Source organism: Ruegeria lacuscaerulensis, from assembly GCF_013034745.1.
GTDB lineage: Bacteria > Pseudomonadota > Alphaproteobacteria > Rhodobacterales > Rhodobacteraceae > Ruegeria > Ruegeria lacuscaerulensis_B.
Genome location: NZ_WQGP01000007.1, coordinates 308,332 through 332,740 on the forward strand (window position 1 = coordinate 308,332; position 24,409 = coordinate 332,740).

A 24,409-nucleotide genomic window follows, 5' to 3' on the forward strand; every position below is an offset into this window, starting at 1 on the left:
GACACAACTGCCCTCTAAGGTTCGCCGTGCCGGTCCTCGGCCAAACCGAGTGATCGGAATAGCGATAAAGGGGCTTTTAGATGACAACCAAAGCCAGAACATGGTTCTCGGCGCTGTCGACAGTTTCGCTGCTGACGATGAGTGCTGCGTTCCCGGTTCACCAGGCCCTGGCGGACCAGCCGGGCCCGGTAGAAGCCATAGAGTTCGATCCAGCCAAGGCGGCCCTTGGCAAACGACTTTTCTTTGATCCGCGCCTGTCCGGCGACGCTGCGCTGTCCTGTTCCAGTTGCCACCAGCCGGAAAACGGTTTTACCGACGGGCAGGCCCTGTCGGATGCCTATACGGGCAACCTGCATTTCCGCAACGTGCCAACGCTGATCAACAGCGCCAAGCGCGAGGCATGGTTCCATGACGGGCGGATAGGCACCAACCTGAATGACGTGACCCGCGAAAGCATCACCGAGACCTATTCCATGAACATGGACATGCGTCTTATGCAGGAACGCATCAAGCAGGACCCGGTCTATGTCGAGATGTTCGAAGCCGCCGGATTTGGTGAGCCTTCGAACGGTGGCGTGCGTAACGCGATCCCGGAATATCTGAAAACGCTGATCTCGCGCGGTGCGCCCTTCGACACCGGCGAGATGTCGGACGAGGCCAAAGCGGGGTATGAGCTGTTCAACGCCAGCGGCTGTAGCTCGTGCCACTCGGGCGAGCGATTCACTGACGATCTGCCGCACAATATCGGCGTTGGCGACAACCCTGACATCTGGGCGGACCCGACACGGCACATCACCTTTGTGACCATGATGAAGTTCCTCGGCGTCGAGAACTACATGAACCTGCGTGCTGACCCCGGAGCATATATCCGCACACACACCGCTGACACGTTCGGCACCTTCATGACCCCCACGCTGCGCGAGCTGACCTATACCGCGCCGTATATGCACAACGGCACGATGGAAACGCTCGAAGATGTGGTGGCCTTCTACAACGCCGGTGGCGGTGACGATGAAAACAAGGATCCGCGCATCAAGCCGTTGAACCTTTCCGAGACCGAACAAGCGCAGCTGGTGGCCTTCCTGAAGGCACTGTCCGGCGAGCCGCTGACCGGGCCCGAATTCGTCGCCGAAGAGATCGATACGGATTATGCGCCGATCGAAAACTGGCGTGAAACAACAAACTGAGGAGTGGACCCATGAAAGACCTTAAGTCTTACCTTTCAGGCACAATCGCCACCGCTGCCTTGTTTGCTGCCATCGGATCGCAAGCGTTTGCTGCGGACAGTATCGCGATCGAGGCCGGTATCGGCGGCGCAGACCCCGACCCCGATGCGCCGCTGGTGGCGCTGGGCGAGCCGCCCATCCCGCTGGACAACCCGCAGACCGAGGCCAAGATCGAACTGGGCAAGATGCTGTTCTTCGATCCGCGGCTGGGCGGGAACGAGACAACGCCATGTTCGGCCTGTCACCTGCCGGATGTGGGCTGGGACGTCGAAGCGCCGATCTCGTTCGGTTATCCCGGCACGACTCACTGGCGCAACAGCCAGACCATCGTGAACTCGGCTTACTACGGCAAGCTGTTCTGGGCGGGATCAAGTAAGAGCCTTGAAAGCCAGGCCAAATCCGCTGCAGGCGGTGCAGTCGCCGGCAACGGCGAGGCCGACATGATGGAGGCCCGTCTGGCTTTTGTGCCCGAGTACGTTGAACGCTTTAATGACGTCTTCGGCGATCAGTGGCCGCGTATCAGCAACGCATGGCGCGCAATCGCTGCGTTTGAACGCACCATCGTTCAGACCGACACACCCTTCGACAACTATCTGCGCGGGGATGATGCGGCGCTGAGTGACGAACAGAAACGCGGGTTGGAGCTGTTCACCGGCAAGGCGCAATGTTCCGAATGCCACAACGGCGCGCTGCTGTCGGATGAGAAATACTACAACACCGGCGTTCCACCTTATAGCGGCTGGGAAGATGACGGTCTGGCGCAAGTGACCTTCCGGTATGAGCTTTACTCCAAAGGCTCGACCGAGGATTTCTATCGCCACACCAAGGACGACCCCGGCTTTTATTTCCGCACCAAGGAAAAGGCCGATCTGGGCAAGTTCCGCACACCGAGCCTGCGCTACACCCTCTACACCGAACCCTACATGCATAACGGCATGTTGGAGACGCTTGAGGACGTAGTCGAGTTCTACAACCAGGGCGGCGGCGAGAATGAATTCGCAGCAACCAAATCCGATCTGATCCAGCCGCTTGGCCTGAACGATCAGGAGAAAGCGGATCTGGTCGCCTTCCTGAAATCCCTGTCCGGTGACGAGATTCTGGTCGAAGAACCCGATCTGCCGGATTACCAGCCGCTTCCCGCGGCAGCAGAGGAGTAAGCGTCATGAAAGATCATAACGCAACCGGATGCAGCTGTTCGGGTGAGGCCAAGAAGGCCTGCACCGTGAACCGCCGCCAGTTCCTGTTCGCCTCGGGCGCAACAACCTTTGCCGTGATGGTGGCCATGCCCACTCGCCACGGTCAGGCAGAACAGGTGCCCGCATTGGTATCCACCTATCCGCGCAAGTTGATCGGCAAACTGTCCGAGCTGGAACAGGATGTCCCGGTCGAGTTCTATTACCCCGACGAGGGCGACTACTCGGACTCGATTCTGGTCAAGACCGGCGTGGAAAGTGGCGGTGGCATCGGTCCGCAAAAGGACGTTGTGGCCTTCAACCTCACCTGCACCCACCAGGGCGGGTCGATGTATGACAGCTACAAGCCTGAACATAAGGTGCTGGGCCCGTGCCCGCTGCACCTGTCCACCTATGACGTGACACGGCACGGCATCCTCGTTTCGGGGCAAGCCTATCAGTCGCTGCCGCAGGTCCTTTTGGAACTGGACGGTGATGACATCTACGCCGTCGGCATGTTCGGCCTGATCTACGGCCGCTACGACAACCTGATTGCATAAGGGAAGGGGATACTCACATGGCAACCCCGTATTACGTACCCGAAACCAACGTCCCACTGCCGCCCAAAGGCGCCGAGGTCATCTCGACCGCCTGCGACTACTGCATCGTGGCCTGTGGCTACAAAGTCTACCGCTGGCCTGTGACGGCCAAGCCGGGTGGGCCTACAGCGGACGAAAACGCCTTTGGCGAGGATTTCCCTGTTGCACCCTTGGGTGCATGGGTCGCGCCGAACCAGCACAATATCGTTCTGCACAAAGGTCAGCCGCACCACGTGGTGATCATCCCTGACAAGGACACGCAATACGTCAACACCGACGGCGACAGTTCCTTGCGGGGCGGGTGTATTGCGCAGAAATGCTATAACCCGCAGACACCGACTCGTGACCGCCTGAAGACACCGCTGATGCGGATCTATGGCACGCTGATGCCGGTTCCGTGGGATCTGGCGCTGGATGTGGCGGCCGAGGTGGGCAACCACGTCATCGCCAAGCACGGCACCAATGCCTATGGCGTGAAAACCTTCAGCTATCAGTATATCGAGAACACCTATGCGATCTCGAAATACGCGCTGCGCCATATCAACACCGCGAACTTCACCTTCCACGACACGCCGTCCGACGTGACCTCGACCCCCGGTTTCCGGGATGCGGGGTTTGACAACTTCGGCCCGTCCTACGAGGACTGGCGCGATGCGGAAACCCTTCTGGTTTGCGGTACTGACCCGTATGAGACCAAGACCATCCTCTATACCCAGTGGATGATGAAGGGGATGCAGAACGGTCAGAAAGAGATCTATCTGATCCCGCGCAGCTCGGCCGGTGTGGCCCATGCGGTCAAGATGGGCGGCCTGCACATCGACGTTCTGCCCGGCACCGACCTACTGGTCGTCAACGCCATTGCCCGCGTCATCGTGGAAAATGGCTGGGAAGACAGCGACTGGATCAAGAAATGGGTCAACAACAAGTGGGAAAGCTCGTCCGGCTTCGGTCAGGGCACCCGCAACACGCCATGGCAGTGGCGGACAACATGGGGCAAGTTCCAGACCAAAGGCTTTGAAGACTGGAAAGAGTGGCTTCTGTCGCAGGACGAGTTCTCGCCCGAGACCGCTGCCGCCATGGCCGAAATCGACGTGCAGAAAATCTATACTGCCGCCGAATGGCTGGCCAAACCCAAGGCGGATGGCACACGGCCCAAAACCTCGGTCATGATCGAGAAAGGGTTCTACTGGTCCAACAACACCGGCAACACACAGGCGATTTCCGCGCTGGGCATCATCTGTGGCTGCGGCGGTCGTCCGGGTCAGGTCATTGGCCGGGCCGGTGGTCACCAGCGGGGTGGCGTGAAGGGCGGGAAATACCCGCGCAACAAATCGCCCGAGAAACTGCCCGGTCGTCGTCGCCGCGCCATGGATACCGACCGGTATCTGATCGCAGGTCATACCCGTATGGCCCATGTGATCGGCACTACCTGGATCCAGTCCATGTGCGGCAGCCAGCAACTGGCCGACAAGTTCGAGGAGCTGACCGTCCGCAACCCGCACCAGATTGCCTCTTTCGACAAGCAAGAGATGATCGATACGCTGAAGGCCCGCGCCGACAGCGGCGGTATGGTGGTGATCAACCAGGACATCTATCTGCAGGACCCGATCGGCAATCGCTATGCCGACATCGTGTTCCCCGCAGCGACCTGGGGTGAAGAGGACTTTTTGCGCGCCAATGGCGAACGCCGTCTGCGTCTGTACCAGAAGTTCTATGATGCGCCCGGTGCGGCGAAACCCGACTGGTGGATCATTGCGCAACTGGCACAGCGGATGGGCTTTGACGGGTTCGACTGGCAGAACTCGAACGAGGTTGCCGAAGAGGCCGTGCGCTTTACCCGCGGGTCGCGCAAGGACTTCCACGCGGTGTTCCGTCTGGCCAAGGCCGAAGGTAAGGGCCTGCACCAGAAGGTCCGTGAATTCGGAACGGATGGGGTGCAATGCCCGGTCATGCTGGATACCGATGGGGTCACGCTGATTGAAACCAAGCGTCTGCACGACACAACCCGCGAACTGCCCGATACCGGTGCAGCTGGTGCGGATGTGTTCAACAAGAAGCTGACGCATTTCAACAGCCAGACCGGCAAGTGCAACATCCAGAAATCGCCTTGGGGCCTGTTCTCGGACTATTGGGAATGGCTTAAACCCAACAAGGAAGAAGGCGAGCTTTGGGCGACCTCCGGTCGGATCAACGAACGCTGGCAGTCTGGCTTTGATGACCGTCGCCGCCCGTATATCGTGCAGCGCTGGCCGGAAAACTGGGTCGAAATCCACCCCGACGATGCGGCTGAACGCGGCATCGAAAGCGGCGACTACGTGATGGTCTACTCGGAACGCGTTCCGGGCAACAAGACCACGCTGCTGGGTGTGGAAGGCGATGACTTCCAGTTCTCGAAACTGATGGAGAACGGGCATATCGAACTGACCAAAGCGGCGATCACCGCCGTGGCCATGGTCACGCCCGCCATCAAGAAAAGCGTGGTCTACATGGACTTCCTGCACATGCAGCAGCCCGCGAACGCGCTTGAGGGCCGGATCGTCGACTGGATCAGTGGCAACTACAACTACAAGATGGGCGTTGCCAAGCTGCGCAAACTGGGGCCGAGCCCCTACAAAACCTCGTTCCGTACGATGTCCTTCGCACCGCGCGACATCGCCTGACGTGTTTCCGGGGGGCGGTCGCCATGCTGCCCCTCGGGTCTGGTCCCACTGCAGAAGGGACCACCTGGAAGGCAGGTATCGGTTGGGAAACCTGCCTTCCACTTTCACCCAACCTCTCCCAACGCAAAACATGGCAGACCCGATATGAACATGCATTCCGATACCGCCCTGCGAGATGAGGCCACCAGCCTGTTCTCGGACTACGCAAAATCCGACTATGACGTGATCCGCCTGCGCGCAATTCAGGCCCTGAGTGCCATTGGCGCCGCCAACAGCCCGGCCTTGGTCGAGGCGCTTTTGGACGATGACGAAGACGTCCGCCAGGACGCAGCCCATGCACTGGGCGCGCTGGGCGTTCAGGACGCAGCACCGCAACTGCTGGAAAACCTGATCCACGATCCCTGTGGCGAGGTCAAACTGGCCTGCGTCACCGCTCTGGCCGAGTTGAAATCCGTAGACGCCGCGCCTTACCTACGCACCCTTGTCGCCGGGCGCGGCGAGGAGATCACATGGGACGAGGACGAGCTGCACCAGGACGAATGGGACGATTGGCTGGACACCCAGATCGCCTCGATCAAAGCGTTGGGCCGGATGGGCGATGTGGCGGCGATCGAACCAATCGTCATGGCCCTGATGGACGAAGACGGGCAGGAACTGGGCGATGTGGCCTGCGAGGCGCTGGGCCGGATTGGTGAGGCTTCCGTGCCGACGCTGGGCGTGTTCACCCAATCCTCGAACCGCCGCCTGCGCCACCGTGCCCTGCGCACTCTGGCCACCATCGGCGGGGCCGAAGCCGAAGCGATCCTACGCAAAGCCACCAACGACAAGGACGGGGCCGTGCGTCTGATCGCCTATGAGGCGCTGATGCCAAACGACCCGGAACTGGTCGAACAGGCCCTGACGGATGCGGTCGAAGATATCCGCATAGCAGCGCTGAACCAGTCTGGCTTTTCGGAACTCGAACTGCTGGATCGCATGATGCGTGATCCTGGTGCCAAGGTGCAGCTGGCGCTGCTCGACCGGCTGGATCGCACCTCGCCGATTCCCGATCAGGACGATCTGCGCTGGCAGGTGCTGGATTTCCTTGCCACCGGTCAACAGCCCGAAGTGTCCGCACAGGCACTGGGCCTGCTGGCGGCGCTGGCCCCGGAACTGGTGGCGGATCGGCTGAACGCGCTGTTCTTGGTCGAGGCTGATGACCTCAAAGCCGAGCGCCTGCAATGGGCCATTGTCGATGCGCTGGCGACCTCGCCTCTGCGTGAGGCGGCGGAATGGCTGCAACGTGCGTGCCGGTCTCCGTTCCGGTCGGTGCGGCTCAAGGCGGTGGCATCGCTGGCGATGATCGTCACGGATGCCGATCGTCCACATGTGAACCAGCAGCAAGGGCGCGAGTTGCTGCTGTCCTTTGCTCTGGCCCCGATGCCTGTGGCCGCAGACGAGGAACCCGCAGAGACCCCGCAAACCGACATCGCCGCGCTGGAAGAGGCCGGTCTGGACGTCTCCGAAGGCGGTGAGAACGGCCCGACCTCAAGCCTTGGAGCGATTCTGGGGCATGACGCGATTGCCGCCGAGATGACTCAGGAAGCGCAAGAGGATGAGGTCCAACCCCTCACCCCCCGCGAACAGGCGCTGCTGGCCAAGGCGACCCGCCACCCCAAACGCCGCCGCGTGGCGCTGGACGACGATGCGGTTGCGTTGCAGCGCGAAACCCGCATGTCCGCCATCCGCCTGCTGGGCGAGGTCAAAGGGATGCAGGTCATGCTGGCCCAGATTGCCCAAGACCCGGAAACCGAGATCGCGCAGCAGGCGTTTGCCGCGCTGGGCGTGGCCGTCGCTCGCCATGGTGCGGAATTGGATCAAGACCAGCTGGTCGATTTGATCACCAAGGGGTTGTCGCACACAGATTCCGCCCTGTCCCAGCAGGCGCTGAAGCTGCTGCAACAGGCTGATCTGCCACCGCAGGATAGCTTGCGCGGCAAACTGCGTGCGATGGTGAAAACCGGCGATACTGCTTTCCGCATCGACGCGATGCATATCCTGACCCGATGGGATGGCACCCCAGACGTGGCGCGCAGCCTGCTGGATGATATCTCGGCCCCCGTGCGGCAGGCGGCCATGCGGCTCTTGTCGGAAACCGCGCCCGATCAGGCGGGGGCGGCCATCGTGCCCTTCCTGTTGGCCAACCCCGAGCAGCGGATTGTGACCTATGTCAAGGACAGCACCCCTGCGATCGTATCCATTGGCCGCGAACTGCTGGCCGAGCTGCGCGACGAAGACCGCCGCGCGCAATGGCCGGTGATGATCAGCGCGCTGGCTGACCTGCTGGGAGAACCCTCACAGGCGGCCTGAAAGGCCCGGAGGGACAGATGACATCATCGCTGAAACTAGGTGCAGCGATATTGGCAGGCGCACTGGCTGTTGCGCCTGCTTGGGCCGAGGATATCCCCGAAATCGCTGTGGTCCACCAGATCATCGACCCGAATGCCGATACCCCGGACCATGCGTTTAGGTTTGAACCCAAGCTGCTGCATGTCCAAGCGGGCGCGACGGTGCGGTTCAAAGGATCGACAGGGCGTCACACGGTCACGTCAATCCTTCGCATGATCCCTGTGGGTGCCCGCGCGTTCGAGATCCGGGGAAAACCCGAATTGGACCTGACCTTCGACAAAGAAGGCGTCTACGGCATCCGCTGCCGCGTGCATGGCCGTCACGGAATGGTCATGCTGCTGGTGGTCGGCGACCCCGACGCGAACCTTGAGGAGGCCAAGGCCCATCTGTCCGAGCTGGGCGAGGCCGAGCGGTCAGGTTTCGAAGAACTCTTTGCTGAAATGGAGGCTCAAAATGGCTGATGGATGCGCCTGCGACCGCCACGCCCATATGTACCTGACTGTTGAGGATGCGCTGCGGCGTGGTCTGTCGGTGGCCGATCCACTGACGGATACCGAAACCCTGCCGCTGATCGACGCCATTGGGCGCGTTCTGGCGCAAGATTGTACCAGCAAGGTGGATATGCCCGCCTTCGACAATTCGGCCATGGATGGCTACGCAGTGCGGACATGTGATCTGGGCAACGGCCCGTTGTTCGAGCTGCCGCTTGCTGGGCGAATCGCGGCAGGAGACAGCGGCGCGCACGACGCGCCTGCGGGCAGCGCCCTGCGGATATTCACTGGTGCGCCGGTTCCGCCGGATTTCGACGCCGTGGTGATGCAGGAAGATTGCGACGCTCTGATCGACGGTATCCGCTTTTCCCGCCGACCCAAGCCGGGCCAGCATATCCGCCGCGCGGGTGAAGACCTGAAAGCGGACGCGCCTATCCTTCGCCGCGGCTGTGAGATCACCGCGCGCGAGGTCGCCGCGCTGGCCTCGGCCGGATACGGAGAGGTTACGGTTTATCGCAAGCTGAAAGTCGCAATCTTTTCCACCGGTAGCGAATTGAAACAACCCGGCGAGACGTTGGGACCGGGGCAGATTTACAATTCGAACCGCTATATGCTGCGGGCGCTGTTGGACAAACCTTGGATCGCATTGACTGACAAGGGCCCGGTCGAGGACAATCCTGCCAAGCTTGAACAAGTGCTGCGCGAGGCCTGCGACAGTGCCGATCTGATCATCACCACGGGTGGCGTTTCGGTCGGTGACGAAGATCACATGCCCCGTGTGTTCGGGGAAATCGGCGGTCAGGTCGATGTGATGAAAGTGGCGATGAAGCCGGGTAAACCGATCATGTTCGGGCGGCGCGGGAACGCGCTTTATGTGGGTCTGCCGGGTAATCCGGTTTCGGCTTATGTGACATGGCAGATCATCGGATCGCAAATGATGGCCCGCCGTGCCGGACTGCACCATGCCTCGCAAACACCCCAGCAGGCCGTTCTGGCCGAACCGCTGCGCCGGCGTGCCGGACGTCAGGAATACCGCCCTGTCACCATCGAGGGCCGGACGCCCGACGGCACGCCACGCCTGCGGCTGATGGCGCCGTCCTACAGCGGCCGGGTGGCGCTGTTGGCGCAGGCAGACGGTCTGGCCGTGATCCCTGCTGAGACAGAGGAATTGTCGGAAGGTCATGGACTTACCTTCCTGAGGTTCTAGTTCCCATCGCCATACGCCAGCGTTCCGCCCCTGCTGGCTTGCATGTGGCGGAACGCTGTGACTAAAACATTGGCGCGCAAGCTCAACTCGCCCGCACCGGACTGGAAATATGGTTCAAGAACATATCCTTGTGGTCGACGACGACCCGCAGATCAGGTCTTTCCTGCAACGCTACCTTGAGAAGCAGGGATGTCAGGTCACGTGCGCTGCGGATGGCGATGCGATGGATGCGGTTCTGACCAAGTCCAGCGTCGATCTGATCCTGCTGGATATCGGCCTGCCCGGACGCAACGGTTTTGACATCACGCGCGAGTTGCGGGTGAATTCCAACATCCCCATCATTGTCCTCTCGGGCCGGGATGAGATTTTCGACCGCGTGGTCGGACTGGAATTCGGGGCCGACGACTATATAACCAAACCGTTCGAGGCGCGCGAGGTTCTGGCCCGTATCCGCACTGTTCTGCGCCGGGCAAAGCCTGACGAAAAACTCGCCAACGGCGCGGATGCGCCCTTGATCTCGTTCGGGGATTGGGTGCTGAACGTGAACGAACGGACCCTGACCGCAGGCGGCGACGGCGCTGCGGCGGACCTGACGACAACCGAGTTCGACGTGTTGCACGCTTTTGTCTCGAACCCGCATATGGTGTTTTCCCGCGACCAGTTGCTGGACAAGGCGCGCGGACGTGAAACCGTTGTCGGCGACCGGACCATCGACGTCCACGTCATGCGTCTGCGCAAAAAGATCGAACCCGATCCCGCTGCGCCGACCTATATCAAGACCGTGCACGGGATCGGCTACTGCTTTGCGGCGAATGTCCGCAAGACCAACGCTTAGGACAGATCCTTGAACATGTAGGTCGTGGGCTCCAGCCGATCCTCGAACGGGTTGCGGCAATAGTTCGGAATTTCGCCCGCGATCTGAAAGCCGAGGCTTTGATACAACACGCGCGAGGGATCTGAGCTGCGCGTATCCAGAACCAGCATCGTCCGCCCGATCTGCGCGGCACGCTGCTCCAGCGCGATCATCAACGCCCGACCCAGCCCACGCCGACGGGCATCGGGATGTACAAGCAATTTGGCCACGTCTGCGCGATGAGGCTGGTTTGGCATCAAAGCAGGGGCCATTTGTACCGTTCCCAGGATGCGCCCGTCCTGCCGCGCGACGAACAAGTCCAGCGTATTTACCGCGACGCCGGGCCAGACGTGGTCGTGCCAATAGGCTCGGGCCTGTTCGGGGGGGAAGGGTAAGACAAAGCCGACGCTGGCCCCGTCCTGCACACAGGCGTGCAGAATGTCCGTCAGGTCGCCGAGCGCGCTTTCAAGTTCCGGTTCTGTCAGTCGGGCGATCATATCAGCACCAGTAGGTATCGTGCACCGCGCGTGTTTGGCGTTGCAAACCGGGTGGGGCCGGACAAGTGATAGCGCAGGCAGTCCCCGCCCGTCAGGTCGTGTGCGACGTCATCGACGGTCAGGGTCAAGGCGCCGTCCAACATGATCAGGTGGTGCTCCTGCCCTGGTTTCGGCGGTGCGTCATAGCTGATCACCGTTGCGGGTGGCAGGTGGCCCTCAAGGACCTCACCGCTCAACCCGTTGGCGGGGGGTGAGACCGAACGGCGGGTAAATCCGGTCTCGGGGTCGTGCCATTCCGGTTGCCTTTCAAAAGGTACACGCGGGGCAAAACTGTCTTCGACCATCATCAACAGTCGGGACATCGGCAAGCTGTAAGCAGCGCATAGCCGACCAAGCGTTTCGGCCGTCGGGCTGACGTCCCCTTTCTCCATCCGGGACAGGGTGGCGCGGCTGATACCGCTGTGATCTGCCAACTGATCCAGTGACCAGCCCCGCGTGCGGCGCAGTTCGTTCAGACGGTTGGCTAGTCGGTTTGACAGGTCATCCAGCATGTTTCAAATATGAGAATCATTTCCGATTATGAGATAATCGGTTTAAAATGCGGCTATGTAAATAGAAAAGAGCGCAGAAAACCGCGCTCTTCCCTCACTCGCCGGATTGAAGGATTATTTCCAGCCGACTTCGTTGAAGATCTTCTGTGCCTCCGGGATGTTCTTGGCGACCTCGGACAGGTTCACTTCGTCCGCTTTGAACTCGCCCAGCGAAGCGACGTTGTCGGCCAGCGCCACGCCTTCGACGGCGGGGAATTCATCATTGCCGTTCGAGAAATAGACCTGCGCCTGTTCACTGGCGAGGTATTCCAGGAATTTCACCGCGTTCTCTTTGTTTGGGGCATGGGCAGCAACACCTGCGCCCGACAGATTCATATGAGCACCTTCCGCGTCTTGTGCGGGGAACTGAATGCCGATCATGTCGATATCTGCGCTCAGGCCCTTCACGTCCTTACGCAGCGCGCGAGCAAAGTAGTACGAGTTCGAAACGGCAATTTCGCACTCGCCCGAAACGATCCCGCGCAGCTGGTCAGTGTCTCCGCCCTGCGGGTCACGCGCCATGTTGGCGACAACGCCTTCGGCCCAAGTTTTGGCGGCCTCGGCACCGTGGTTGGTGATGATCGAGGCCAGCAGAGTCTGGTTATAGGTGTTGCTGGACGACCGGATGCAGATCAGACCTTTGTATTCGGGTTTGGCCAGATCCAGATAGCTGGCGGGCGGGGTTGCCACGTCGGCCTTATCAAAGAAAATGATCCGCGCGCGCTGCGAGAAACCGTACCACTGATTGTCTTCGTCTTGCAGGTTGGCCGGGATGCGATCTTCCAGAACCACGCTGTCGATGGCTTGCAGGATGCCTGCATTCTTGGCGCGCGCTAGACGCGAAGTGTCAACGGTCAGCAGGATATCGGCGGGAGAGTTCGCGCCTTCTGCTTCCATACGTGCAATCAATTCGTCGGCCTTGCCTTCGATGCGGTTGATTGTGATGCCTGTGGCCTCTTCAAAATCGGAATAGAGGCGTTCGTCCGTGTCGTAGTGGCGCGAAGAATAAAGGTTCAGCTCTCCCTCGGCAGCAGCAGAGGTGGCAATCAGGGCCGTCAGCGCGACGGCGATACAGGTAGAGGATTTCAGCATCATATGTCCCAACTTTAAATGTCGTGGCGGGTGATAACCCGACTGATTTGGTCAATTAAACGATTCTGACTGGGATGCAAGGAATTCCGACTAAATTAGTTGGTCAAATGGTCGCTGGCAAAGTGCGGCCTGATTCTGATTATTGAGTGTAGTGTTTCGGGCGGGGGCCGGTTTCTATTTCCACAACCCTTTAGATGGATCGCGAGCGCGGAAGGGTAGCTGCCAGAATGATTGCCCAACCGAGGATTCCCTGGCCATGCGAGCTGAGGGTGCTCTGATACGAGAAGAGCAGCATCTGCAGCGGTTTAACCGGGTCTCGTAGTGGCCAGATGACCCATTGAAGGGGCAAGTCCGGAATGATCATGCGGTAATACATGTAGTAGATTTGCGGCGAAACCCACACGAACAGCCAAAAGAGGATCATAGCCCCGGACATCCTTGCCCAAAAAGGAAATCGATACAAACCACGCCGGGTCAGATACACCATCAGGACAAACAGAATGAGGCTGAGCAACGCAAGCCCCACCTGTCCCCTTGTCGATAAATCAAAGAAGGAATCCTGACTATACACGTCTACCCTCGGTGACTTGGGCAAAAAGAAATCCGCCCACATGTGCAGGCGGATCTCGAAAAAAAGCGTGTACGTGGCTTAGCTGAGCGGTGCAACTGCCAGAATCACAGTGAACTTTTCGCAGTAGATGTAAAGTTCGTTGTATTTCGAAACGTCGATTCCAGCCGGGATCTTGAACGATGCTTCGCCCTTTTTCACGGTCAGTTTGTCGTGGATCTTCGAGCCCTTTGCGTATTTCTCACCATTGCCGAAGCCGATCTTGATATCCGGCGGGTTCTTGTTGGGGTCGAACACATAATCGCTCTTGAGGGTGACGGTGTCGCCGGATACGGAAACTGTTCCCTTCACCTTATAGCCGCTGCGACCGGAGAGGCTGCCGGTGCGTTCCTTATCCCCGGCGAATGCAGACGGCGTTCCCAGTGCGACTGCGGTAGCCGAAGCCAGCCCCAGTTTCACGAATTGGCGGCGTTTGATTGTCATGGCGAATTTCCTATCTCGTTCAACGACTGCAAGATGCTGCGCAGACTAAGTGGGCGCTGCCAATTCACATCGCGTCGAGGGAATGTGAGCATCTGAAACAAAAACACCCCAATACATCAATAGAGCGGCCCGCGGGGTGTGAGAGAACCCGCGAAAAATAAAGCTGTATCAGAGGGATCGCAGAGATGCGGTGTCGCGGCGTTTGGTGTTTCAGCACGCGCGGACGGGAATTGAGCAAAATTACCAATTTCCGAGTTTTCACGCGCCAACAAAAAAACCGCACCCAAAGGCGCGGTTTTTTCAAATCGGTTCGTGCCGTTCTTAGCCCTGGCGAGCTTTGAACTTGCGCTGCGTCTTGTTGATCACGTAGACGCGGCCTTTGCGACGCACAACCCGGCAATCGCGGTGCCGGTTCTTGAGCGAGCGGAGCGAGTTCTTGACCTTCATGGGTCTGTCTCCAATCTGCGGCGCCTTCATCAAGGACGTGGCCAGCGCCTGGGTTAGCGGGTGTCCCGGAAAACCGGAACAGTGAAATCATGGTGGGCGGTACAAGGATCGAACTTGTGACCCCTTCGATGTCAACGAAGTGCTCTACCGCTGAGCTAACCGCCCACTTTCCCTTTGCGTGCCCTGCCCCATAACGAAATGGGGCGCGGATCCCCGCGCCGGTAGCGGGGTCTATAAAAGGAGTCGCAAAGGGGTTCAAGGGGTTTGGTTGAACTATTTTCCGGTCTATGTTCAGTCCGAACAAGGAGTCACCATGCAGAACGCCGCCTATGTACTGGATATGCCCGCCAAGCGCACGTCTTGTGTGGTGTTTTCGTCTCCGCATAGCGGGCGGAACTATCCCGAAAGCCTGCTGAAACGCACGGTTTTGAACCGCAATGCGATTCGGTCCTCGGAAGATGCGTTTGTCGATCAGCTGTTCTCGCCGGTGGCAGATTTCGGGGCACCGCTGATATCGGCCACGAAACCAAGGGCGTATCTGGACCTCAACCGCAGTTCAGAGGAACTGGATCCTGCGCTGATCCAAGGTGCGCGGCGGCAAGGGCACAATCCGCGTGTTGCCTCGGGCCTGGGCGTGATTCCCCGCGTAGTGGCAAATGGGCGCGCGATTTACCGTGGCAAGCTGACGATGGACGAGGCGCGGCTGCGGATTGACACGTGCTGGCGTCCCTATCACGCCCGCCTGAAATCACTTTTGGCCGAATCGCATGCCAAGTTCGGGCAGGCGGTTTTGATTGATTGCCACTCGATGCCGCACGAGGCGGTTGCCATGGCCAGTGGCCCCAAAGCCAAACGGCCGCAAGTTGTGCTCGGCGACCGGTTTGGTGCGTCAGCCTCAACCGAGGTGGTTGACCGGATCGAAGCGGCCTTTGTCGCCGCCGGCCTGACGGTCGTGCGCAACGCTCCGTTTGCGGGGGCCTATGTGACCCAAACCTATGGACGCCCCGCGCGCAACCAACATGCGGTTCAGATCGAGATCGACCGCGCGCTATATATGGATGAGGACCGGATCGAACCTAACGGCAATTTCGCCGAGTTCCGCACACTGTTGCGGCAGGTCATCCGCGATGTCGTCCAGATCGGCGAAGAGCCCCTGCGTCTGGCGGCCGAATAAGATTAGCGCAGCGCCCGTCCTTTCACGATAGCGTCGGTCCCGAAGCGGCGGCGAATTTCGTCCGTGGCACGCTCGGCCTGTGATCTTTGGGCGGCGCCAGGATCCAGCAGATCGCCCGAGATATCGGCCTGATGTTCCGGGCACAAATCCGACAGACCACAGCCCAGCAACCGGTATGGCCCCTGTTCCCCAACCTGATCGAATAGCGCGCGCGCCGTGCGATATATACGATCAGCAATCTGGGTTGGGTCCCGCAGGGATACCCGTCGCGTGATGATCTTGTGGTTGGCTCGTTTCAGTTTAAGGGTCACGACCCGCCCCGCTAGCCCTTTGGCCTTGGCCCTGTCGGCGACCTTTTCCGACATGCGCCAAAGATGTCCGTCCAGAATGTCGAGGCTGGCGGTGTCTTCGAAAAAGGTCGTCTCATTGCTGATGGATTTCATAGGTTCATGGGCCGAAACGCGGCGTTTGTCCTGACCGCGGGCCAGATGCCACAGCCGATAGCCCATCGCGCCAAATCTGGCCGTCAACGCCTCCTGATCCCAGCGCAACAGGTCCGAGAAACTGCGAATACCGGCACGGTCCAGCGATTCCTGCGCGGCGGGGCCGATACCCCAGATCAGGCGCACTGGTTTGTCATGCAGAAACTCTGCCGTCTCAGCCCGGCCAATCACTGAAAACCCGCGTGGCTTGTCCAGATCCGAGGCTACCTTGGCCAGAAACTTGTTGTGCGAAAGCCCGATTGACCCGGTCACGCCCAGCTCGTCTTTCATGCGCTTGACCAAACGCGCCAGCATCACCGCCGGTGGCGCTCCGTGCAGGCGTTCGGTGCCAGAGAGGTCCATGAAGGCCTCGTCCAGCGACAGGGGTTCAACTACCGGGGTCAGTTCATCCATCATCTTGCGGATATCGCGCGAAACCTCAGCGTAGACGGACATGCGTGGTTTGATCACCACCGCATCGGGGCAGAGTTGCAGCGCCTTGAACATGGGCATGGCCGAGCGCACGCCGCGAATACGGGCCACATAGCACGCCGTGGACACAACCCCGCGCTTACCGCCACCGATGATGACCGGCCTATCGGCCAGTTCTGGGTTGTCCCGTTTTTCGACCGAGGCATAGAAGGCGTCGCAATCCATATGCGCAATTGTCAGGTCGAACAGCTCTGGATGCGACTTGATCCGCGGGCTGCCACACGCGGGGCAGCGCCTGTCATCGGTGACTGTGGTCAGGCAATCTCGGCAAAGACCGGGCATGGATGTCTTCCCGCCTTCAAAGCGATCGGTTCATGAGCGCGACTATACCAACCCCACCGCCACGCAAAAGCCCAAGGCCGGATTCCAGGTGCGATCTGGTGGAAAAGAAGACCCCCCGCGCGTTGCGGGGGGAGGTGACGGACCTCAGGAAGAGACGGTCCGCGGGGAGTATCACGAGACCAGATTCGCTGAAAAACAGAGGTTTCGATAGGATCGAGTTCACACAAGGAAAACAGGCAGTTTTCATGTGTGTTTTCGGGCACAGGGACGATTTGGCGCGGTTTTCATTAAAAGTGACGTTAGGTCAACTGCTTGGCAGCCAGAAACCGGTGTTTTTGGCGGTTTCTAACGTCCGCGTTTAGTGCCGTGTCAAGGAATTTAACTCGGCAAGAACCGCTTGGGCGGCGGCTTTCGGGTCCTCTGCCTGATAGATCGGGCGGCCCACAACGATGTGGTCTGCGCCATCTGCAATAGCACTGGCTGGGGTGGCAACGCGTTTCTGATCGCCAAGCGCAGCCCCTGCCGGACGAACGCCGGGGGTGACGATCAATCGACCTTCGGCCTGAGGCAGGGCGCGGATCAGCGCAGCCTCTTGCGGGCTGGCGATGACGCCATCTGCCCCGGCCTCAAGCGCCTTGGCTGCGCGTTCCACCACCAACTCCTGGACATCGCCCGCCTTCAACAAACTGGCGTCCAGATCGTCGCGATTCAGCGACGTCAGGATGGTTACAGCCAGGATTTTCAGATCCTTGCCCGAGGCGCCCTCTTTCGCGGCGCGCACCACGTGGGGATCGCCATGAACTGTGAGGAAATCCAGATCGAACTGCGCCAACCCACGCACCGCGTTTTCGACCGTGTTGCCGATGTCGAACAGCTTCATGTCCAAAAAGATGCGCTTGCCGTGATCCTGTTTCAGCTCATTGGCCAGCGCCAACCCGCCGCCCGTTAGCATGCCAAGCCCGATCTTATAGAAGGAAACGCTGTCTCCCAACCGCTCGGCCATGGCCAGACCTTGCAGGGCGTTCGGGACATCTAGGGCTACGATCAGGCGGTCGTCGGACATGGGGGTGCTCCGTTTTTTGGCAAACGTCTGCGTCCTAGCGGGTTTGGGGGTCTGTGTCCATGTGGGATGGGTAGGTGATTCAGATCACGGCAGCGCATTCAGGCTGTGCTATACTATTCGCACATTGAAGGAACGGATTTGCAAATGAAACAACTTGCGCCCACCGCGTTTGCTCTGGTGCTGGCAGGATGTCAGGACATGCCGCTGGAAACCGAGGCTGCCGATACAGTGGTCAGAACGCCCACCAACGAAAACCTGCGTCTGGTGCGAGGGTATCGTTCGACCGATGACGATTGTCAGATCACGGGTGAAACGGCCTTTACCGTCGACTTTCTGGACGATGCGGCGGACCTTGTGTCTTGCCCCGAAGGCGGCAGTGCGGCTCAGTCTCTGGTCGACATGTACGGCGCGCGACAGGTGGCGGAAACGGGGGGCTATGCGGTCTATTCCGTGCCGCGCAGATAGGGGTCGAATATACGCCTCCGCCTCTTGAACCGGGACAGATATTTCCCAGATTGAATGTGAGGCCCAAAACCGACGCGTGCCGCCAGGCGGGCGCATCAAAACAGGGCGCTTGGAAAAGGAGAATAAAATGGACTTGAACAAGTTCACCGAGCGGGCACGGGGTTTCGTGCAAGCGGCGCAGACTATTGCGATGCGGGAAGAGCATCAGCGTCTGACGCCCGAACATTTGCTGAAAGCATTGATGGATGACGATCAGGGGCTGGCCAGCAACCTGATCACGCGGGCCGGTGGTGCGCCCAGCCGTGTGGTGAATGCGCTGGACGCTTCGATGGCGCGCATTCCAAAGGTCAAAGGCGACACAGGTCAGGTCTATCTGGACGGCCAGACCGCAAAGGTTCTTGCCGAGGCCGAAAAGATTGCAACCAAGGCGGGCGACAGTTTTGTCCCTGTCGAACGCATTCTGATGGCGCTGTGCATGGTGAAATCCAAGGCTAAAGAGGCTTTGGAAGATGGTGCCGTGACCGCGCAGAAACTGAATGAGGCGATCAACGATATCCGCAAGGGGCGCACAGCCGATACCGCGTCGGCGGAAGAAGGCTATGACGCACTCAAGAAATATGCGCGCGATCTGACCGAGGCTGCGGCCGAAGGCAAGATCGATCCGATCATTGGGCGGGATGAGGAAATCCGCCGCTCGATGCAGGTTCTGTCGCGTCGAACCAAGAACAACCCGGTTCTGATCGGTGAGCCCGGCGTGGGTAAAACCGCGATCGCCGAGGGCATGGCCCTGCGCATCATTAACGGTGACGTGCCAGAATCGCTGAAGGACAAGAAGCTGCTTGCGCTCGACATGGGAGCGCTGATTGCCGGTGCGAAGTACCGTGGTGAGTTCGAAGAACGCCTCAAGGCCGTGCTGACCGAAGTGACCGAAGCGGCGGGTGAGATCATCTTGTTCATTGATGAGATGCACACGCTGGTCGGCGCTGGTAAATCCGACGGCGCGATGGATGCGGCAAACCTGATCAAACCTGCATTGGCACGTGGTGAGCTGCATTGCATCGGCGCGACAACGCTGGATGAATACCGCAAATACGTCGAAAAAGACGCGGCCCTTGCACGCCGGTTCCAGCCCGTGATGGTACAGGAGCCGACGGTCGAGGACACGATCAGCATCCTGCGCGGCATCAAGGAAAAGTACGAACTGCACCATGGTGTGCGCATATCGGACTCGGCACTGGTGTCGGCAGCGACGCTGTCGCATCGCTATATCACCGATCGGTTCCTGCCCGACAAAGCGATCGACCTTGTCGATGAAGCCGCGTCGCGTCTGCGTATGGAGGTCGATTCGAAGCCCGAAGAACTGGACCAGTTGGATCGCCAGATCCTGCAAATGCAGATCGAGGAAGAGGCGCTGAAACTGGAAGATGATGCGGCCTCGAAGGATCGTCTGGAAACCTTGCAAAAGGATCTGGCCGATTTGCAGGAGAAATCCGCCGAGATGACCGCCCAGTGGCAGGCCGAGCGTGATAAGCTCGCGGGTGCGCGTGATCTGAAAGAACAGCTCGACAAGGCCCGGGCTGATCTTGAGATTGCCAAGCGCGAAGGCAACCTCGCCAAGGCGGGTGAGTTGTCCTATGGCGTTATTCCCCAGCTTGAAAATCAGTTGGCCGACGCTGAGAACAGCGAAAGCAACGCGATGACGGCGGAAGAAACAGTGCGCCCCGAGCAAATCGCTTCGGTCGTTGAACGCTGGACCGGTATCCCGACAGCCAAGATGCTGGAAGGCGAGCGCGAGAAACTGCTGCGGATGGAAGACGACCTGCATTCCCGCGTGATCGGTCAGGATGCCGCCGTCACCGCCGTCGCCAACGCCGTGCGCCGTGCGCGGGCTGGCCTGAATGACGAGAACCGCCCCTTGGGTTCGTTCCTGTTCCTCGGCCCGACCGGTGTGGGTAAGACCGAGCTGACCAAGGCCGTGGCGAACTTTCTGTTCGACGACGACAACGCGATGGTGCGCATCGACATGTCCGAGTTCATGGAGAAGCATGCGGTCGCCCGTCTGATCGGTGCCCCTCCGGGCTATGTAGGGTATGACGAAGGTGGCGTGCTGACCGAGGCCGTGCGGCGCAGGCCCTATCAGGTCGTGCTGTTTGACGAGGTCGAAAAGGCGCACCCGGATGTGTTCAACGTGCTGTTGCAGGTTCTCGATGATGGTGTGCTGACCGATGGTCAGGGCCGCACCGTGGACTTTAAACAGACGCTGATCATCCTGACGTCGAACCTTGGGTCGCAGGCGCTTAGCCAGTTGCCCGAAGGAGCCGACAGTGCGCAGGCGCGGCGGGATGTGATGGATGCGGTCCGGGCCCATTTCCGGCCCGAATTCCTCAACCGTCTGGATGAGACCATCATCTTTGACCGGCTCAAGCGGGCCGATATGGATGGCATCGTCGATATCCAGATGGCACGTCTGCAGAAACGACTGGCCGCCCGCAAGATCGAGCTGGCGCTGGATGATGGTGCCAAGCAATGGTTGGCCGATGAAGGCTATGACCCGGTCTTTGGCGCGCGTCCGCTGAAACGCGTGATCCAACGCGCGCTTCAGAACCCGCTGGCCGAGGCGTTGCTGGCCGGTGAAATCAAGGATGGTGAAACCGTCCCTGTCTCGGCAGGTTCGGATGGCCTGATCATCGGCGACCGCCTGGGCACCTCGGACCGCCCAAGGCCAAATGACGCGGTCGTGCACTGAGGCAAAAGGAAGAACCCGCCTTCACGGCGGGTTTTTCTGTTTCGTAGAGCTCTTTCCACTGGCTATCGTTTGACAGAACTTGTCAAACCATCGCAAAAATGCGCGCGGGTCCGCCGGTTCCGCCCGCATGTGTCGGCGCGCCGACGACGAGCGTTGCGCCAGAGGCCGGAATGCGGTCCAGCCCGGCGATATTTTCGATCCCGAAACGACCGGTGGATAACCACGCATAGTGCGTATCAAAGGTTGCCGAGGGGCCGTGGTCCAGTGACAGCGTGTCCGAGGCGATTGAGCGTGCACCAGTTTCCTCGATCAACATCTGTGCCGCCTCGACGTGGAAACCGGGATAGTGCTGTGCCTGCCCGTCAAACCCGCGATAGGCGTCGCTGTCGACCTTGGCGGCCCAGCCAGAATACAGGGCCACACAGGCCCCGCCCGGAATATCGCCGTGACTGGCCATCCATGCCTTTAGGTCATCGGGTGTCAGCAGCGTATCTGCGTCCTCAGCCGCGCGGGCGGCAATATCGACCACACATAGTGGGGCGATCAGGTCAGAGACCGGAATTTCATCCACCGACGCCCCATCCGCCGAGAAATGCAGTGGCGCATCGACATGGGTGCCGGTATGTTCGTTCACTGTGATCCGCTGAAGATTGAAGCCGTGTTCGCCGAAGTTGTAGATTTGTTCGGCGGAATAGCCCGGCTCTCCGAAATAGGTCGGGAAATCGGGGCTGATTGTGTGGGTCATATCCTCGACCTTGCCATGCCCTGAGGCCATAGCGGCCGGTGCGGTGACCCCTCCGGCGGCAACGGCCACACCCGACGCAGCGGCGGCCTTGAAGAAACTGCGCCGTGAAAGCATTCGGTCCTTGACCGCATTCATTACACAGATGTCGCACATATTCGTCTTCTCCCTGTCCAGCGTTCGATCCGGGGGCTGATCATTCGAATTTTCAGCGTACCCGGCAATCAGAGTGCAAGGCTGGGAAATGGCCTGTAAAGGCTTAATCTGTTATATTTAAAATTCATATTATTGAATTAAAAGGATATTTTGGGAAAAACTGATGGGCTGAAAACGAATAACCCGCCGATGAATGGCGGGTTATTGTGCGAACATCGACGTGTTCGGTTTTTAGATCATGCGTGATCAGGTGCCCGACGGAAGGGCGTTCAGATCCTGAGCGTTGCTTTCGTCCAGGCCAGTGTCGTCGCCGATTTCCTCGCAGGTTACGGGGAATGTTTCATTCGAATCGCAGCCGCTGATGGGATATGTTTCATTCTCAGCGCAGGCAGCGATGAACAGCACCAGCGACAAGCCCGCAAGCATTTTCGTTTTCATGTCTCGTCCTTTCCGATCGTATTCTCGTCGTTTCCCTTGGCGCCAACTGCGATGCCAGCCATATACGGCAGCCTACTCTGTCCCTTCGCGCCCTTAGAAAACTTACGCTTCCGGATTGGGCATTGGCTAGCGGGAATATCAACCTTGACGCTAAGTCTTATTGGTCAAAACGCTCGAAATCGCGCGAATCTGTACCGTTATCTCTCAATATGAGTTTCCCGAGTGGCGGATACATTACAGCCTCTTCTCCCAATCGTGACGCATGTTGCCTTGGTCCTGTGCTATGAGCGCACTAATTGGACTCTAATACAGAACGATCACGGAGACGCAGATGGCGCATCGCTGGACCAATAATTTGACACGTGCAGACGTTACCCCGCGGGCGGCGTTTATGAACCGGCGGCAGGTGATGGCCGGGCTTGCAGGTGTCGGCTTGGCAGGGATGGCGCAGAAAGGTGCGGCCGAAGAGGCGGCCGAGGATCTGGTGCCCAACACCTGGGAAGAGATCACGTCTTACAACAACTATTATGAGTTCGGTACGCGCAAGGATGATCCTGCGAAATACGCCCACACGCTGGTAACGGAACCCTGGAGTGTGCAGATCGATGGATTGGTCGACCGTCCCGGCGAATATGATTTCAAGGACATCATGTCTGAGATGACGGTCGAAGAACGCATCTATCGTTTTCGCTGCGTCGAGGCCTGGTCAATGGTGGTGCCCTGGAACGGGTTTGAGCTGGCCGATCTGCTGAACATGGCCGGAGTGCAGGAAGGAGCCAAGTTTGTTGCCTTCGAAACCGCATACCGTCCTGATGAGATGCCCGGCGTGCAATACCCGGTGCTCGATTGGCCCTATCGCGAAGGATTGCGGTTGGATGAGGCGATGCACCCGCTTACGATCATGGCGACAGGCATCTATGATCGTCCAATTCCGAACCAAAACGGCGCACCTCTTCGACTCGTCGTGCCGTGGAAATATGGCTTCAAGTCGATCAAGTCGATTGTTCGGATTACCCTGACGGACGTTGAGCCTCCGACAAGCTGGAACATGGCCAATCCGCGCGAATATGGCTTCTATAGTAATGTGAACCCGAATGTGGATCACCCGCGCTGGTCTCAGGCGTCGGAACGTACCATCGGGGGCGGGCTGTTCTCGAAACGTATTCCGACACTGATGTTCAACGGCTACGAGGCCGAAGTCGCCGGTCTTTACGAAGGCATGGATCTGTCGGAATACTATTAGGCGCATGCAGACCGTGAACCAGATACTCCGCCGAGTGCCTGTTTGGGCTGTCTACCTGCTGGGCCTGATCCCGGCACCGTGGCTGTTCTATCAGGGTTTGACCGGAGGGCTGGGTATTGATCCGATTGAGGCGCTGGAACATCGCTATGGCGAGTTGGCGTTACAGCTGTTGATTGTCGTGCTTGCGGTGTCCCCGTTGCGGCGGTTTTCGGGACTGAACCTGACGAAGTTCCGTCGCGCTTTGGGGGTGCTGACCTTCGTCTATGTTAGTCTGCATCTGTTGGTATGGTTGGTTTTGGATGTGCAACTGCCGAGCCAGATCTGGGCCGACATCCTCAAACGTCCCTATATCACGGTGGGCATGGCCGGATTTCTTCTGCTGCTGCCCCTGGCTGTGACTTCAAATAATCTGTCGGTGCGCCGTTTGGGTCCACGCTGGCGCGTTCTACAACGTCTGGTCTATCCAGCTGCGATTTTGGGCGGGCTGCATTACGTGATGCTGGCGAAAGGGTTCCAGATCGAGCCACTGATCTATCTGAGCGTGATTCTGGGCCTTCTGGCCCTGCGTCTGCCGCTGTCGAACCCACTCAACCGATTCCGACAGGTCGATTCCGCCTGAGTCTGTGGGTAAGCCTGTGCAAAACCTGGGATGCACGTCGAAACGGTGGCCTGGGGTGTTCGTTTTGGGAAGGGAATTTTCGGTAAGTAACTGTAAATATGTTGAAAATTTTTCAAACAGAGTTTTTTCCGATTTTTCCAGATTTTCTGCTTGCGGCTTTCCGGGGTAAACCTTAGAACCCCCTTCACCGGCGCTGCTGAGGCGGTGCTGGGGCGCTGGAGACGGTGCTGACGG

The 24,409-nt window shown here is 59.3% G+C and carries 23 protein-coding genes and 1 tRNA gene; 13 read left to right on the forward strand and 11 right to left on the reverse strand.

Annotated features, from left to right (window positions below; translation table 11 throughout):
* The first annotated feature begins 80 nt into the window (after positions 1–80).
* The 8 genes from GOV79_RS15930 to GOV79_RS15965 all read left to right on the forward strand — a co-directional run bounded on the left by GOV79_RS15930 (position 81) and on the right by GOV79_RS15965 (position 10,578).
* Positions 81–1,187 (forward strand): cytochrome-c peroxidase, encoded by a 1,107-nt coding sequence (locus GOV79_RS15930; RefSeq protein ID WP_237218041.1) that lies wholly within the window; start codon positions 81–83, stop codon positions 1,185–1,187.
* An 11-nt stretch (positions 1,188–1,198) separates the two neighbouring features.
* A complete protein-coding gene (locus GOV79_RS15935; protein WP_170790485.1) occupies positions 1,199–2,383 on the forward strand; it encodes a cytochrome-c peroxidase in 1,185 nt (394 codons plus the stop codon).
* A gap of 5 nt (positions 2,384–2,388) precedes the next feature.
* Positions 2,389–2,958: an arsenate reductase (azurin) small subunit gene (locus GOV79_RS15940; RefSeq protein WP_170724694.1), complete on the forward strand. Its 570-nt coding sequence runs from the start codon at positions 2,389–2,391 to the stop codon at positions 2,956–2,958.
* A 17-nt stretch (positions 2,959–2,975) separates the two neighbouring features.
* Positions 2,976–5,657: an arsenate reductase (azurin) large subunit gene (locus GOV79_RS15945; RefSeq protein ID WP_170790486.1), complete on the forward strand. Its 2,682-nt coding sequence runs from the start codon at positions 2,976–2,978 to the stop codon at positions 5,655–5,657.
* Positions 5,658–5,801: 144 nt separating this feature from the next.
* Positions 5,802–8,006: a HEAT repeat domain-containing protein gene (locus GOV79_RS15950; RefSeq protein WP_170790487.1), complete on the forward strand. Its 2,205-nt coding sequence runs from the start codon at positions 5,802–5,804 to the stop codon at positions 8,004–8,006.
* A 17-nt stretch (positions 8,007–8,023) separates the two neighbouring features.
* On the forward strand, positions 8,024–8,506 hold the full coding sequence (locus GOV79_RS15955) for a plastocyanin/azurin family copper-binding protein (RefSeq protein WP_170790488.1): 483 nt from the start codon (positions 8,024–8,026) through the stop codon (positions 8,504–8,506).
* Entirely contained in the window at positions 8,499–9,743 is a 1,245-nt protein-coding gene (locus GOV79_RS15960; RefSeq protein ID WP_170790489.1) for a molybdopterin molybdotransferase MoeA, read from the forward strand. Before GOV79_RS15955 ends, GOV79_RS15960 begins: the two co-directional genes overlap by 8 nt.
* Positions 9,744–9,852: 109 nt before the next feature.
* Entirely contained in the window at positions 9,853–10,578 is a 726-nt protein-coding gene (locus tag GOV79_RS15965) for a response regulator (RefSeq protein WP_170790490.1), read from the forward strand.
* Here GOV79_RS15965 and GOV79_RS15970 read toward each other — a convergent pair.
* The 7 genes from GOV79_RS15970 to GOV79_RS16000 all read right to left on the reverse strand — a co-directional run bounded on the left by GOV79_RS15970 (position 10,575) and on the right by GOV79_RS16000 (position 14,438).
* On the reverse strand, positions 10,575–11,093 hold the full coding sequence (locus GOV79_RS15970; RefSeq protein ID WP_170790491.1) for a GNAT family N-acetyltransferase: 519 nt from the start codon (positions 11,091–11,093) through the stop codon (positions 10,575–10,577). The two genes, GOV79_RS15965 and GOV79_RS15970, sit on opposite strands and share 4 nt — an antisense overlap.
* Positions 11,090–11,644 (reverse strand): helix-turn-helix domain-containing protein, encoded by a 555-nt coding sequence (locus GOV79_RS15975; RefSeq protein ID WP_170790492.1) that lies wholly within the window; start codon positions 11,642–11,644, stop codon positions 11,090–11,092. Before GOV79_RS15975 ends, GOV79_RS15970 begins: the two co-directional genes overlap by 4 nt.
* Positions 11,645–11,758: 114 nt before the next feature.
* Positions 11,759–12,775 carry an extracellular solute-binding protein gene (locus GOV79_RS15980; RefSeq protein WP_170790493.1) on the reverse strand — a complete coding sequence of 339 codons (1,017 nt, stop codon included), beginning with the start codon at positions 12,773–12,775 and terminating at the stop codon, positions 11,759–11,761.
* 190 nt (positions 12,776–12,965) lie between these two features.
* Positions 12,966–13,346: a hypothetical protein gene (locus GOV79_RS15985; protein ID WP_170775504.1), complete on the reverse strand. Its 381-nt coding sequence runs from the start codon at positions 13,344–13,346 to the stop codon at positions 12,966–12,968.
* A gap of 78 nt (positions 13,347–13,424) precedes the next feature.
* On the reverse strand, positions 13,425–13,826 hold the full coding sequence (locus tag GOV79_RS15990; RefSeq protein ID WP_170775506.1) for a DM13 domain-containing protein: 402 nt from the start codon (positions 13,824–13,826) through the stop codon (positions 13,425–13,427).
* A 321-nt stretch (positions 13,827–14,147) separates the two neighbouring features.
* Entirely contained in the window at positions 14,148–14,273 is a 126-nt protein-coding gene (gene ykgO / locus GOV79_RS15995) for a type B 50S ribosomal protein L36 (RefSeq protein ID WP_005648635.1), read from the reverse strand.
* Between the two features lie 90 nt (positions 14,274–14,363).
* Positions 14,364–14,438: transfer RNA gene (locus tag GOV79_RS16000), tRNA-Val, on the reverse strand.
* 148 nt (positions 14,439–14,586) lie between these two features.
* Between GOV79_RS16000 and GOV79_RS16005 the strand changes: the two genes are divergently transcribed.
* A complete protein-coding gene (locus GOV79_RS16005) occupies positions 14,587–15,447 on the forward strand; it encodes an N-formylglutamate amidohydrolase (RefSeq protein WP_170787480.1) in 861 nt (286 codons plus the stop codon).
* A gap of 2 nt (positions 15,448–15,449) precedes the next feature.
* Here GOV79_RS16005 and GOV79_RS16010 read toward each other — a convergent pair whose 3' ends face one another.
* Both GOV79_RS16010 and pyrF read right to left on the reverse strand, forming a co-directional pair.
* Entirely contained in the window at positions 15,450–16,703 is a 1,254-nt protein-coding gene (locus GOV79_RS16010; protein ID WP_170790494.1) for a DNA polymerase IV, read from the reverse strand.
* 358 nt (positions 16,704–17,061) lie between these two features.
* Entirely contained in the window at positions 17,062–17,766 is a 705-nt protein-coding gene (pyrF, locus tag GOV79_RS16015; RefSeq protein ID WP_170790495.1) for an orotidine-5'-phosphate decarboxylase, read from the reverse strand.
* 144 nt (positions 17,767–17,910) lie between these two features.
* Here pyrF and GOV79_RS16020 point away from each other — a divergent pair, with 144 nt between their 5' ends.
* Together GOV79_RS16020 and clpB are read left to right on the forward strand one after the other, a co-directional pair.
* Positions 17,911–18,231: a hypothetical protein gene (locus tag GOV79_RS16020; RefSeq protein ID WP_170790496.1), complete on the forward strand. Its 321-nt coding sequence runs from the start codon at positions 17,911–17,913 to the stop codon at positions 18,229–18,231.
* Positions 18,232–18,358: 127 nt separating this feature from the next.
* A complete protein-coding gene (clpB, locus tag GOV79_RS16025; protein WP_170790497.1) occupies positions 18,359–20,977 on the forward strand; it encodes an ATP-dependent chaperone ClpB in 2,619 nt (872 codons plus the stop codon).
* Positions 20,978–21,059: 82 nt separating this feature from the next.
* On the opposite strand, the gene GOV79_RS16030 is transcribed toward clpB, so the two are convergent.
* The gene (locus GOV79_RS16030) at positions 21,060–21,875 is read right to left on the reverse strand and encodes a cyclase family protein (RefSeq protein ID WP_170790498.1); all 816 of its coding nucleotides are present in this window, start codon (positions 21,873–21,875) and stop codon (positions 21,060–21,062) included.
* 246 nt (positions 21,876–22,121) lie between these two features.
* A complete protein-coding gene (locus tag GOV79_RS16035; protein WP_170775519.1) occupies positions 22,122–22,313 on the reverse strand; it encodes a hypothetical protein in 192 nt (63 codons plus the stop codon).
* 331 nt (positions 22,314–22,644) lie between these two features.
* On the opposite strand from GOV79_RS16035, the gene msrP reads away from it, so the two are divergent.
* Together msrP and msrQ are read left to right on the forward strand one after the other, a co-directional pair.
* A complete protein-coding gene (gene msrP, locus GOV79_RS16040) occupies positions 22,645–23,556 on the forward strand; it encodes a protein-methionine-sulfoxide reductase catalytic subunit MsrP (protein WP_170787491.1) in 912 nt (303 codons plus the stop codon).
* A gap of 4 nt (positions 23,557–23,560) precedes the next feature.
* Complete coding sequence (msrQ, locus tag GOV79_RS16045; RefSeq protein WP_170787493.1) at positions 23,561–24,175, forward strand: protein-methionine-sulfoxide reductase heme-binding subunit MsrQ; 615 nt, start codon at positions 23,561–23,563, stop codon at positions 24,173–24,175.
* Positions 24,176–24,409: the final 234 nt, after the last annotated feature.